This is a genomic window from Streptomyces albicerus (genome assembly GCF_008905045.1).
Classification (GTDB): Bacteria; Actinomycetota; Actinomycetes; order Streptomycetales; family Streptomycetaceae; genus Streptomyces; species Streptomyces albicerus.
On the sequence record NZ_VWMY01000089.1, the window covers coordinates 24,492 to 37,410 of the forward strand.

Below are 12,919 nucleotides of genomic sequence, written 5' to 3' on the forward strand. Positions count from 1 at the left end.
TGGTCGCGCAGTTCTCCGCGCCCCTAAAAGGCGGGGCTGCGCCCCTACCTTTTGTCTTCGGGGGCGGTAGCCCCTGCTTTTAAGGGGCGCGGGGAACTGCGCGAGCAACCCACCACCACACAACAGCGCCCCATATGATCCCGTCCCATGGGATCTGCCCGAATTGTCAACGAGTACGTACGGACCGACGGCACGCGCAGATGAGTACCCTCGCCCGCCTGGCCCGCGCCGAATGGGGCCCGCTGTATGCCCACGTGCGCGCGGGCCTCGCCGAGAAGCGCCTGCGAGCGATCCCCATGGCCATCGGCGCGGTCTGTCTGACGGCCGCCCTCCACTACGTGCAGAACCAGCCCTGGGGCTATCAGTTCGTCCAGAACATCGGTGCCGTCCGCGCCGAGGACCCCCTCTGGCCGGCCCTCCTCCGCACGCCGCTCTCCCTCTTCGTACCGGCTCTGGACCTGCCGGTCTGGGGCGCGCTCGCCCAGCTTCTGATCGTGTTCGGGATCGCCGAGATCTGCCTGGGCTGGTGGCGGACGCTCGTCATCGCGTACGTCGCCACGCTGGCCGGCACGCTCTACGCGCGCGTGGGCATCGCGCTCGGCCCGCACGGATTCCTGGGGCTGCCCGCCTCGGACGCGCAGGTCGTGGACACCGGCCCTTCGGCGGCCGTGGTGGGGCTCGCCGTCTTCCTCGGCTGGCAGTATCGCGCGTACGTCACGGCGGGTGTCGTCATCGCGGCGATGGTCGTCGAGGTGCTGATCAAGGAGAACCTGGCGGGCAAGGAACACCTGGCCGCGATCGCTGCCGTGCTCGTGGTGTGCGGAGTCTCCGCGCTGCGTCACCGGCGGTCGGGCAGGGAGCGGACGGGCTCCGGGTCCGGTTTGCCGCCGATCCAGTCCTGAAAGGCCCGGCGGGGGCCCGCCCAGCGACGGTCGTGGCGGTACGCGCGCAGGCTCGACTTGGCCCGGGCGCGCGGCCGTCGGCGGTAGAAACGCTTGGCCCACGGCGAGCCGGGGCGGGCCAGGCGGATCGCGCCGACCAGGGCGACGAACGGGACGACCACGCCGAAGATCGCCATACGCGCCTTGCCCTTGCCCAGGGCCATCAGCGCGAAGAGGAAGTTCACCCCGATGCTCAGGATGACGCTCCCGCGGTCCTGCAGTTCCTCGTCGGAGAGGTCGTTGACGCCGAACGGCATGAAGCCGCTCAGCATCAGGCCCACCAGGGCCGCCGTGACCACCACGACCTCGACGCTCTTGCGGCCCTCCTCGCTCCAATAGACGTCGTCGAGGTGCAGGATCAGCGCGAACTCGTCGAGCACCAGACCCGCGCCGATCCCGAACACCACGGCGAACATGGCCGAACCGAAGCCGTGCCGGGCGCTGGCCACCGAGCCGAAGCCGCCGATCACGGTCAGGACCACACCGGGGACGACGTGGTGGACGTGCAGTCCGCCGGCCTTCACATTGCCGAAGGGGCCCTTGCCCGCGCGGATGAGCCGGACGACGATCCGGGTGATCACAAAGGTCAGTACGAAGGAGGCGAGCGCCAGCAGCAACGGCAGCTTTCCCGGCTCGATGATGTTCCGTGTCCACCAATGACCCATGTGCGAACTTTATCCACGGCTGCCGCGGGCGCCTCTCAGGACGCCGGGTAACCTGCGCCGGTGTCCGAGACCCCGCCCGAGACCCCGCCCGAGCCCTCGCCCAAGCCTTCGACAGAGACTCCCTGGACCGATGGCCTTCGCTTCGCCTTCGGCACGCTCACCGTGCTGCCCGTCAAGGTGACGCGGTGGGACCGTGAGGCCGCGCGGGCCGGGATGCTGTGCGCGCCCGTCGCCGGGCTGGTCGTGGGTCTCGCCGCCGCGGCCGTGGGGCTGTTCCTGCTCGTCCTCGGCGCGGGGGCGCTGCTCGCGGCCGTCGCCACCGCGGCGATGCCCGCCGTACTGACGCGCGGCCTCCATCTCGACGGGCTCGCCGACACCGCCGACGGGCTCGGCAGCGGCAAGCCCGCGGAGGACGCGCTGCGCATCATGAAGCAGTCGGACATCGGCCCGTTCGGGGTCATCACCCTCGTGTTCGTGCTGTTCGCGCAGGTGGCTGCGCTTGCCGAGGCGTACGGGTCCTCGTGGGCGCGGGGTGCGTTGGCGGCCTTGGTTTCGGCCACCGTGGCCCGGCTCGCGCTCACGCTGGCGGCCCGCGTGGGCGTGCCGGCGGCTCGTCCCGAGGGGCTGGGGGCGGCGGTCGCGGGCACGGTTCCCCTGCGGGGGGCTCTGCTGGCGGTCGCCTGTGTCACCGCCCTCGCGGCGGGCGTGGGGGCGGTTGTCGGGACGTATGGCCTCGTCCTGGGTGTGCTGGCCGTGCTTGCCGCGTGCGGCTGCGCCGAGCTGCTGCTGCGACGTTGCGTCCGCAGGTTCGGTGGGGTGACGGGGGACGTTTTCGGTGGCGTGGCCGAGACTGCCGCTACCGCGGCGCTGGTGGTTCTGGCCCTTTGGTGAGGGGTCCGAGGGTTGTGTTCACAGTGCGGGCGGGTGGGGGTTGGTCGCGCAGTTCCCCGCGCCCCTGAGAAGCCCGCCGTTCCCGCCCCTGAAACGCACCGCCCCGCATGCCCTTGGAAGCGGGCGCAGCCCGTCTTTCAGGGGCGCGGGGAACTGCGCGACCAGCCCCCACCTGCCAGCACCCGAAAAACTACCCAAGTCCGCTCAGCCCGCCTGCAAGGCATGCGGGAGCGTGCCCCACGGGTGGGCGCCGGTGCCCGGCACCGCGCAATGCACCGTGGCGCCCCGCGCGTGGGCCAGTTCGCCGACGCGGGCGCCCGGGGGCACACCGTGGACCAGGTGGCACTGGCGAGTGCGGCCGCCTGCGAAGGGGGCGGGCCGCAGGCTGCGGTACGTGTCCCACGTGCCCTCGAAGGTGACCAGGACGTCGGCGAGGCGGGCGTACGCCGGGTGCGGCGGCGCCCCGTGGTTGAGGGCGAGGGTGGTGCAACCGACACCCCAGGCGGCCGTGGCGAGGCGCTGGTAGTAGCCGAAGTCGCCGAGGCCCGAGGCGACTTGGTCGAGGAAGGCGCCGTCCGTGCCGTACCAGTCGCGGTGCCGTGTGAGGTCCTGGACGACCTCGGGGCGGGGTCTGCGGCCGTAGTCGGTGTCGGCGTACCCGAGTACCCGTACGTCCGCGGCCCGCAGCCGCTCGGCGACCTCGGCGAAGGCCGGGTCGGGGCGGTCGCCGGGGCCGCTGGCCGGGTTCAGCACCACCCCGTAGAGCCGGGGCGCGGCCGCGACGATCGCCTCCCATTCGGCTGGGCGGACGGACGGGTGCTCGTAGTACGGGACCAGGAGGGTGCTCATCTGTGGGCCGTCGCCCTCCCCAGTTGCCAGCAGACCAGTGACGCCAGCGCCCCGGCCGCCGCGCCGTACACGACGAGGCCGACCACGTGCGGGTTCGCCACGTCCGCGAGCAGCGCCACGGTCTGGGCGAGCGCCGCGCCGCAGCAGACCACGACGGCGCTCAGGACGGCGCCGAACGACTGGAGTAGCAGGCCGGTCCAGAGGACCACACCGAGGAGCAGCAGCGCGGTGAGCCGTACGCCGGTCAGGCCGGGCGCGTGCGGCCACACCGCGGCCGTGGCGAGGCTGAGCAGGAAGAGTGAGGCGAGGTAGGCGCTGAGGCACTGGACGAGGGTGACCGCGGTGGACCGCCAGAAGTCCCGTGGCGTACTGCTGGAGCGCAGTCCGGCGAGGCTTCCGCTGCGGAACCGGTAGAGCAGCCATTCGGCGGGCCCCATGCTCAGCGTGAGTGCCACGGCCGCCGGTGCGGCGACCGCCGCGTTCGACGAGCCGTCGGCCAGGACGTCGCCGAGCGCCACGTACACGACGAGGGCGCCGCTGCCGAGGCCGAAGAAGGCGTACGGCAGGGAGCCGGCGAGCCAGGGTGAGGCACTGCGCGGCCGTTTGCCGTCCTGGGCGCCGCCGCCGAAGGGCAGCAGCGCAGCGAAGCCGGCCGACCAGCTGATCCGCTTCCCGTCCCCGGACTGCCGTACGGCCGGGGCGACTTCGATCGCGGCGAGGGCGCCGACGATACCGAGGGAACCGACGAGCAGGGCCAGTCTCGCGACCTCCGGGACCGGCTGGGCCAGCGCGAAGACGGCGCCCGCGGTCATGGGCAACAGGGCGGCGAGCAGGGCCCGTTCGCGGCCCATCACCAGCAGTACGGTGGCTGCCCCGAGGTAGCAGGACTGGCCGGCGGCGAAAGCGACCGCGCCGAGGTGGCCGGGGGCGACGGCCAGCGCGACCAGCGAGCCGAGCAGGGCGCCCACGGGTGCCCCGACGAGGAGCGAGCGGCGGGCGGCCGCCTTGTCGCCCAACCCCAGCCAGGAGTACGCCCGGTGAGCGAGACCCTGGTTCCAGGTCCAGCCGGCCAGGGCGCCGGCCAGCAGCGGGACCGTTCCGGCGGGGAGCCCGAGACCGTCCTCCGGGCCCGCGAGGAGGGGCGCCCCGAGGACGTAGCCGAGGCCGGGCAGGGCGAAGACGACGCCTCTCAGCAGGCAGCCCAGCAGGCCGATCTGCCAGGGGTCGTGGGCCGGTCCCGGCGGTTCGGGATGGCGCCGCTCGACACGCTCGTACAGTTCCTCGGCGAGTGAGAAGGAGTCCTTGCAGCCGTACTTCTCGCGTATCTGGTCGTCCGACATGCCGTCGGACTCCAACAGCGCGGCTATCTCGTCGGGGTGGACGGCGGCGGCTATGAACTCCTCCAGGCGCGTGGCGAGTTCGTCCACCGGATCGGGCGCGGCCCAGCTGGGACGCCGCTGGCGCGGCACAAGGGGCAGGGCGTCCTGGTCCGTGCCGGGCGGCATCCGGATCGATCCGCTCACCAGCCGGTCCCGTCCGTCGCGACGGCCTGGTACCAGGGGTCGCGCAGTTCGAGGGTCCAGTCGGCGACGGTCTCCAGGGTGGGCTCGTACACCTCGGGCAGGCCCGCGAGCTCCTGGTAGATCGTCCGGAAGGCGTCCACGGAACGGCGGAGTGTGAAGCGGTCGATGACGCGCTGGCGGGACAACCGGCCCAGTTCCAGGCGCCGTTCTTCGTCCCGCAGCAGGACGAGCGCGGCCGCGGCCATCTTCTCGGGCTCGCGCGGCGGCACCACGAGCCCGGTGTCGCCGACCGCCTCGCTGACGCCGCCCACGTCGGTGGAGACCGTGGTCCGGCCGCACGACATGGCCTCGATGATCGAGAAGGGGAAGCCCTCGGAGATCGAGGAGAGCATCACGACGTGCCCGGCCGCGTACGCCCGCCACACCTCGCTGATACGGCCCTCGAAGCTGAGCCCGTCCGTCACGCCCAGCTCGGCGGCGAGCTTCTCCAGCCGGGTCTTGTACGCCTCTCCCCCGGGCGGCACCGGTCCGAACAACCGCAGCCTGGTCTCGGGGAGTTCGGCGCGCACCATCGCGTACGCGCGTAGAAGCGTTTCGAGGTCCTTGATGGGGTCGACGCGGCCGCACCAGGTGAGCGTGGGCACGTCCGGCTCGGGTCCCGCGTGCGGGAAGGCGTGCGGGTCGACGCCGTTGTAGACGGTACGGATCTTGTCGGGGTCGGCGCCGCCGCGCTCCTCCCAGCGGCGGTTGTACTGGTTGCAGGGGGTGATCAGGTCGGCCGCCTTGTAGCCGAGGGTGTTGAGCTCGCGGTAGAAGCCCAGCATCAGGGCCTTCACCGGCCAGCGCTGCGCCTCGCTGCGGTAGCCGAGGTAGCGCTCGCGCAGATAGATGCCGTGCTCGGTGAGCAGGAACGGGATGCCGTCCAACTGCCGTGCCGCCAGGGCCGGAAGCGTGGCCAGGCCGCTCCCGGTGGCGTGTGAAATGGAGTTCTCGGGGAGCCGTACGCCCAGCGGGCGCAGCGCGTGCTCCAGCAGGTCGGTCGCCGTGAGCGCGTCGTGCACGGTGGGGCGGGCCCGGGCAGTCGGGAGATGCGGCATGGTCCAGATCCACATCAGCGAGCGCAGCGCGGCCTCGGTGCGCAGGGCCGCCGACAGCCGTCCGTCGCGGGCGAGTTCGGCGAGTTCGTAGAAGGCCTCGCCGAAGTCACAGTGCGCCTCGGGGTCGAGGAAGGACAGCAGGAACCGCTCATAGGTGTCGATGAAGCGGCGGCGGGCCGGGCCGCGCGGCGCGCGCCGGGATCCCGGCCGGGTGCCCCACAGCGGTACGGAAGTGTGCTGGTAGACGTTGGGCGGCAGCTCCCAGGTCACGGGTTCGCGGCCGCTGCCGGCCAGTGAGACGACGTTGAACTCGACTTCGGGCATCCCCTTCACGAGCTGGTCGCACCAGGTGCTGACCCCGCCGTGGACCAGTGGATAGGTGCCCTCGGTGAGCATGGTGACATGACGGCCTGTGCTCATCATGCGGTGTTCCCCCCTGGAACATTTCTTACGGCTCGGTAGCGCGCCCCGGCCGGTCTTGGCCGGGGCGCGCGTAAGGCTGCGCTGCTCTCCGTTATGCGGGCAGTCTCAGGGTGAGGGCGGACTGCAGAGCTTCCGGCGTGGTCCAGGCCGAGCGCTCTCCCGCGTAGGGCGTCCCGAACGCGGTGGTGCCGAGGAGGAGTTGCTTGAGTGTTCCTTCCGGTGCGGTCACCGGGATCTGCGTCCCGGACGGGGCGGTGACGGTGACGGTCGTGCCGACGCGGTACGCCGTGACGTCGCCGTCGGCGACGGCCTGCTGCCAGTCGGCGCGGCGCTTCAGCTCGGTGCCGATGTCGCTCTGCCGCGGGTTCTCCAGCGGAGCGTTGTCGGCGTAGAGCGCGCGGTAGTCGGCGAGCACCTTGTCCAGGACCGGGTAGAGCAGCCGGTCCTCGGCCAGGTTGGACTGGTGCACGTAGTGCGGTCGCGGGTCGTTGCTCACGGCGTGCCCGAGAGCGATGCGGGCCTCCTGCGGGACGATGTACGACTCGAAGCCGGTCTCCGCGTCCAGCGGGTCGTCGAGGCAGGTCGACGTGGGGTTGTTCTCGCAGACGCCGCTGCCGCCGTCGGCCGCGGAGGTGTAGATCCAGTTGTACTCGTCGGTCATCTCCTCGGCCGTGCCGACGTTGTAGTACACGTTCATCGGGTGGCGGGGCACGGTCAGGGCGGTGCCCACCGAACGCTGCTCGGGCTCACGGGAGTTGTCGGAGGCGGTCCACTCGATGCCGTTGTCGGCGAGGGCGCCCGCGAGGTTCGGGTTGTCGTCCGGCTGCTGCGGCAGCGTCTTGAGGCCCGAGTGCTCGCCGGTCACCAACTCGCCGCTGTCGACCGGGAGTCCGTGGCTGTCCGCCCACTGCTGGTTGTCGCGGATCTGGGCCGAGATGTCGGCTCGGCTCATGTACCGAGTCGTGCCGTCCGCGTTCTTCGCGCAGCTCCACGGCACGGTGCTGGTGTCCTGGACGCAGCCGAGGAAGGGGTGTGTGTAGGTGTGGTTGATCCAGCGGTACTCGCCCTTGTCCGCGAGCAGTTGGTCGGTCAGCGCGTCGGCGCCGCCGTGCTCGCTCTTCCACTCCTCGCCCGCCCCGGCGTTGTAGACCATGTCGAGCGTGAAGTCACTGGTCCGCTGCCACTGGGCGGCGTACACCGCGTCGTCCGCCGTCATACGGATCGGCGTGGTGCCCTCGCCGTCACCGCCCACGCAGTCGAAGTCGCCGGGTGTGCAGTTGCGCACGGTGTCCCAGCGGCTGTCGGGTGCGAAGACATCATCGACATGGACAGAAAAATAGTTCCTGTTCTGCCCGAGGTGTACGCCCTGAGTCAGCCATTCGACAATGCCACGGGCAAGTACCCGGAACTGCTGCTGGTAGTGGTTGTATGCGAATGTGACGACTAGCTCGCGGCGCCCGTCGTGCGCGTACTCGCCGACCAGGCTGCCGCGGCCCGTCCCGGCGGGCACGGCGATGTCGACATAGCTGGTGAAGCCCTCGCGCGGCCGGGCCACGTAGCCGTAGCTCTCCTGGATGGAGGGTGAGTTGTCCTCGAACGTCAGCGGCCCGTCGAGGTAGCCGAAAAAGCCCGCCTGCCCGGCCGTGGTGACCGCCGCCTCGCGGCCGTCGATCGCGCCGGCCCAGCCGCCCTCGCTGGTGTAGTCGAGGCCGACCCCGGGGTGTGCCCAGGTGTAGGCGTCCACCTGCGGGATGCCGAAGGTCCGCTCGTACGTCTCCAGGGCGGTCTGCTCGGCCGAACCCGCGCCGAACGGCGCCTCGTTGGGCAGCACGACGCCCTGGTACTTGGCGCGCGGGGCCCCGTCCACCGTGTCGCTCAGGAACGCCTCGGTGATCGTCGGGCGGCCCGAGTCGTTCAGGTCGACGGTGGTGTACGGGATGCCGGTGGTCTTCAGCTCCTCCGTGATTGCTTCCACAGGGCTGTCGCCGTTGTCGACGACGAGCACCTTCAGATCGACACGCGGCTCTTCGGCTGCCGACGCGCCGGGTGTTCCCAGACCCAGCGCCAGCAGACCTGCGGCCGCCAGCACAGCGGCCGCGGTTCTCCATCTGGGCGCGCTCTGCGCCATGTTCGCCCCTCCCCCTGCACGATCCCCCGCGTGGTCGATTCGAGGAGGATCCGTGGAAATCATGCAAAGCGACGAGTGGGTCACTCACCGCAAACAGAAGGAGTGTGGCTCAGGTCACAGGATTGACGGGTGAGAAGTGGCCAGGCCACCACGCACGGATGAACGACCGCTGGAATGAGCGAAACGCGCCACCGCGCGTAGGCTCGTGCCCGGGACTGCACCGCCCCGGGCCGACCTCACCCCTGACGGCCACAGCAACTCAATGGAAGCGAGATTTCACCACCGTGACTGCTCTCACTCTCAGCACCGCCGCGGCGCCCGGTCTGCGGGCCGACGCGATCGTCGTCGGTGTCGCCAAGGGCACTGGATCCAAGTCCGGGGACCTGGTCGTGGCGCCCGGCGCCGAGGCCGTGGACAAGGCGTACGACGGCAGGCTCGCCGGCGTTCTGGAGACCCTCGGCGCCTCGGGCGGCGAGGGCGAGGTGACGAAGCTGCCGGCGCCGTCCGGCTTCAAGGCACCCCTCGTGCTCGCGGTCGGTCTAGGTGCCCTGCCGGAGAAGGACGACTCCTTCTCCGGGGAGACCCTGCGCCGCGCGGCCGGCGCCGCCGCCCGTGCCCTCGCCGGCACCAAGAAGGCCGCGTTCGCCCTGCCGGTCGCGGACGCCGCCGACGCGGGCGCCGTCGCCGAGGGCGCGCTGCTCGGTGCGTACTCCTTCGACGCGTACAAGGAGAATGGCAAGGACGCCAAGAACGGCAAGAACGGCAAGGCCCCGCTCGCCGAGGTCGCGCTGCTCGGCGGCAAGCCCCGCGACAAGGCGTACAAGGCGGCCGTCGAGCGCGCCACCGCCGTGACCGAGGAGCTCAACCGCGCCCGCGACCTCGTCAACACCCCGCCGAACGACCTGAACCCCGAGTCCTTCGCGGCCGTCGCGCAGGCCGCGGCCAAGGAGCACGGCATCAAGGTGCAGGTGCTCGACGAGAAGGCACTGGAGAAGGGCGGGTACGGCGGCATCCTCGGCGTCGGCGCCGGGTCCGCGGCCCCGCCCCGCCTGGTGAAGCTGTCGTACACCTCCTCCAAGGCGAAGAAGCACCTGGCCTTCGTCGGCAAGGGCATCACCTACGACTCGGGCGGCATCTCGCTCAAGCCCGCCGGGCACAACGAGACGATGAAGTGCGACATGAGCGGTGCGGCGGCGGTCTTCGCCGCGGTCGTCGCCGCCGCGCGTCTCGGCCTGGAGGTCAACGTCACCGGTTGGCTCGCCCTCGCCGAGAACATGCCCTCCGGTTCAGCCACCCGCCCCGGCGACGTGCTGCGCATGTACAGCGGCAAGACCGTCGAGGTCCTCAACACCGACGCCGAGGGCCGGCTCGTCCTCGCCGACGCGCTCGCCAAGGCCTCCGAGGACAAGCCGGACGCGATCGTCGACGTGGCGACGCTGACCGGGGCGATGATGCTGGCGCTGGGGAACCGGACGTTCGGGATCATGGCGAACGACGACGCGTTTCGCTCCGCGGTGCACGAGGCCGCCGAGGAGGTCGGTGAGGCGGCCTGGCCCATGCCGCTGCCGGACCACCTGAAGAAGGGGATGGACTCCCCCACCGCCGACATCGCCAACATGGGCGAGCGGTACGGGGGTGGGCTCGTCGCCGGGTTGTTCCTGAAGGAGTTCGTGGGTGAGGGGATCACCTGGGCGCACCTGGACATCGCGGGGCCGGCGTTCAACGAGAGCGGGCCGTTCGGGTACACGCCCAAGGGCGGTACCGGGTCGGCGGTACGGACTCTGGTTCGGCTGGCCGAGCTGACGGCGTCGGGCGACCTGGGCTGAGTCGGTTCGCTGAGCAGAGGGCGCCCTACGGCGAGTGAGCCGAAGGGGCGCGCCGGTGTCGAGCGGGCGAGCGCGCGGAGTGCCCGACGAAGGAGGGTCGAGCACGGTCGCCCGCTCGACACCGGCTTTTGCGCCCCGGAGGCGAACCGAGCCCTAAAAAGAGGCGTGCGACGTCTCACACACCGGCCCGGCGTCTCGAACGCCGCCGACAGGTGCGAAGATGGGTTCTCGGCAGGACAGGGCCCACCACAGGGCCGAAGAAAGAGCGGCCGGACACCAGCCGCCGCCCGGTCGACGCAGACCGGCGTACGGCGCACATGCATGGAGGACGTGACGTGGCGAACGACGCCAGCACCGTTTTCGACCTAGTGATCCTCGGCGGTGGTAGCGGTGGTTACGCCGCGGCCCTGCGCGGAGCTCAGCTGGGACTGGACGTCGCCCTGATCGAGAAGGACAAGGTCGGCGGCACCTGTCTGCACCGAGGTTGTATTCCCACCAAGGCCCTGCTGCACGCGGGCGAGATCGCCGACCAGGCCCGCGAGAGCGAGCAGTTCGGTGTGAAGGCCACGTTCGAGGGCATCGACGTACCGGCCGTCCACAAGTACAAGGACGGGGTCGTCGCCGGCCTGTACAAGGGTCTCCAGGGGCTCATCGCCTCCCGCAAGGTGACCTACATCGAGGGTGAGGGGCGCCTGTCGTCCCCGACCTCCGTCGATGTCAACGGTCAGCGCGTCCAGGGCCGCCACGTGCTCCTCGCGACCGGCTCCGTGCCGAAGTCGCTGCCGGGCCTGGAGATCGACGGCAACCGGATCATCTCCTCCGACCACGCCCTCGTCCTGGACCGCGTGCCGAAGTCCGCGATCGTCCTCGGCGGCGGAGTCATCGGCGTCGAGTTCGCCTCCGCCTGGAAGTCCTTCGGTACGGACGTCACCGTCATCGAGGGCCTGAAGCACCTCGTCCCGGTCGAGGACGAGAACTCCTCCAAGCTTCTTGAGCGCGCCTTCCGCAAGCGCGGCATCAAGTTCAACCTGGGCACCTTCTTCTCGAAGGCCGAGTACACCCAGGACGGTGTCAAGGTCACCCTCGCGGACGGCAAGGAGTTCGAGTCCGAGGTGCTCCTTGTCGCCGTCGGCCGCGGCCCGGTCTCCGCCGGTCTCGGCTACGAGGAGCAGGGCGTCGCCATGGACCGCGGCTTCGTCCTGGTCGACGAGTACATGCGCACCAACGTCCCGACCATCTCCGCCGTCGGTGACCTGGTCCCGACGCTCCAGCTCGCGCACGTCGGCTTCGCCGAGGGCATCCTGGTGGCGGAGCGTCTGGCCGGTCTGAAGACCGTCCCGATCGACTACGACGGTGTCCCGCGGGTGACGTACTGCCACCCGGAGGTCGCCTCCGTCGGTATCACCGAGGCCAAGGCCAAGGAGATCTACGGCGCGGACAAGGTCGTCGCTCTGAAGTACAACCTGGCGGGCAACGGCAAGAGCAAGATCCTCAACACCACGGGCGAGATCAAGCTCGTCCAGGTCAAGGACGGTGCCGTGGTCGGCGTCCACATGGTCGGCGACCGCATGGGTGAGCAGGTCGGCGAGGCCCAGCTGATCTACAACTGGGAGGCGCTGCCCGCCGAGGTCGCGCAGCTCATCCACGCCCACCCGACCCAGAACGAGGCGATGGGCGAGGCCCACCTGGCCCTGGCCGGCAAGCCGCTGCACTCGCACGACTGACAGCCCTCGGGCGCGACGACCAGACTTCCGCAATTCGTAAGGAGCAACCGAAACCATGGCGGTTTCCGTAACCCTTCCGGCGCTCGGCGAGAGCGTCACCGAGGGCACTGTCACCCGCTGGCTGAAGGCCGAGGGCGAGCGCGTCGAGGCCGACGAGCCACTGCTCGAGGTGTCGACCGACAAGGTCGACACCGAGATCCCCTCCCCTGCCGCCGGCGTGCTCGCCTCCATCAAGGTCGCCGAGGACGAGACCGTTGAGGTCGGCGCCGAGCTGGCCGTCATCGACGACGGCTCGGGCGCGCCCGCCGCCGCCCCGGCTCCGGCCGCCGAGCCCGAGCCCGCTCCCGCGGCCGCTCCGGAGCCGGCCCCGCAGGCCGCTCCGTCCACCGAGGCCGCCGCTCCGGCTCCGGCCCCGACCGCCGAGGCCGCCGCCGGCGGCGGCTCCGCCGAGGGCACGGACGTCGTCCTGCCCGCGCTCGGCGAGTCCGTCACCGAGGGCACCGTCACCCGCTGGCTCAAGGAGGTCGGCGAGAGCGTCGAGGCCGACGAGCCGCTGCTTGAGGTCTCCACGGACAAGGTCGACACCGAGATCCCGGCGCCCGTCTCCGGCGTGCTGCTCGAGATCGCGGTCGCCGAGGACGAGACCGCCGAGGTCGGCGCCAAGCTCGCCGTCATCGGTGCACCCGGCGCTGCTCCGGCCGCCGCTCCGGCTCCGGCCGCCGCTCCGGCTCCGGCCCCCGCTGCTCCGGCGCCCGCCGCCGCTGCCCCGGCTCCGGCCGCCCCCGCGGCTCCGGCCGCTCCCCCGGCCCCGCCCGCCGCTCCGGCTCCGGCCCCCGCTGCTCCGGTCGCCCC

Annotated in this window: 10 protein-coding genes; 5 read left to right on the top strand and 5 right to left on the bottom strand. The window is 71.3% G+C overall.

What is annotated here, in order from left to right; genetic code table 11:
* Positions 1-200: 200 nt before the first annotated feature.
* Positions 201-902: a hypothetical protein gene (locus tag GAS53_RS55735; protein ID WP_192583606.1), complete on the top strand. Its 702-nt coding sequence runs from the start codon at positions 201-203 to the stop codon at positions 900-902.
* Here the strand turns inward: GAS53_RS55735 and GAS53_RS47430 are convergent.
* Positions 839-1,606: a hypothetical protein gene (locus GAS53_RS47430; protein ID WP_151483996.1), complete on the bottom strand. Its 768-nt coding sequence runs from the start codon at positions 1,604-1,606 to the stop codon at positions 839-841. The two genes, GAS53_RS55735 and GAS53_RS47430, sit on opposite strands and share 64 nt — an antisense overlap.
* Before the next feature lie 60 nt (positions 1,607-1,666).
* Here GAS53_RS47430 and GAS53_RS47435 point away from each other — a divergent pair, with 60 nt between their 5' ends.
* A complete protein-coding gene (locus GAS53_RS47435; RefSeq protein ID WP_151483997.1) occupies positions 1,667-2,497 on the top strand; it encodes an adenosylcobinamide-GDP ribazoletransferase in 831 nt (276 codons plus the stop codon).
* 204 nt (positions 2,498-2,701) lie between these two features.
* Here the strand turns inward: GAS53_RS47435 and GAS53_RS47440 are convergent, their stop codons facing one another.
* The 4 genes from GAS53_RS47440 to GAS53_RS47455 form a co-directional block, all read right to left on the bottom strand.
* Positions 2,702-3,346 (bottom strand): spherulation-specific family 4 protein, encoded by a 645-nt coding sequence (locus GAS53_RS47440; RefSeq protein WP_151483998.1) that lies wholly within the window; start codon positions 3,344-3,346, stop codon positions 2,702-2,704.
* The gene (locus tag GAS53_RS47445; protein WP_151483999.1) at positions 3,343-4,869 is read right to left on the bottom strand and encodes a hypothetical protein; all 1,527 of its coding nucleotides are present in this window, start codon (positions 4,867-4,869) and stop codon (positions 3,343-3,345) included. Before GAS53_RS47445 ends, GAS53_RS47440 begins: the two co-directional genes overlap by 4 nt.
* The gene (gene pelF, locus GAS53_RS47450) at positions 4,866-6,389 is read right to left on the bottom strand and encodes a GT4 family glycosyltransferase PelF (RefSeq protein ID WP_151484000.1); all 1,524 of its coding nucleotides are present in this window, start codon (positions 6,387-6,389) and stop codon (positions 4,866-4,868) included. Before pelF ends, GAS53_RS47445 begins: the two co-directional genes overlap by 4 nt.
* A gap of 91 nt (positions 6,390-6,480) precedes the next feature.
* Entirely contained in the window at positions 6,481-8,517 is a 2,037-nt protein-coding gene (locus GAS53_RS47455) for a hypothetical protein (protein ID WP_151484001.1), read from the bottom strand.
* 284 nt (positions 8,518-8,801) lie between these two features.
* Here GAS53_RS47455 and GAS53_RS47460 point away from each other — a divergent pair, with 284 nt between their 5' ends.
* From GAS53_RS47460 to GAS53_RS47470, 3 genes are all read left to right on the top strand, one after another.
* Entirely contained in the window at positions 8,802-10,343 is a 1,542-nt protein-coding gene (locus GAS53_RS47460) for a leucyl aminopeptidase (RefSeq protein WP_151484002.1), read from the top strand.
* Between the two features lie 335 nt (positions 10,344-10,678).
* On the top strand, positions 10,679-12,067 hold the full coding sequence (gene lpdA / locus GAS53_RS47465; RefSeq protein ID WP_151484003.1) for a dihydrolipoyl dehydrogenase: 1,389 nt from the start codon (positions 10,679-10,681) through the stop codon (positions 12,065-12,067).
* A gap of 55 nt (positions 12,068-12,122) precedes the next feature.
* Positions 12,123-12,919: biotin/lipoyl-containing protein (locus tag GAS53_RS47470; RefSeq protein ID WP_318724150.1), on the top strand; the 797-nt coding region annotated here is incomplete at its 3' end.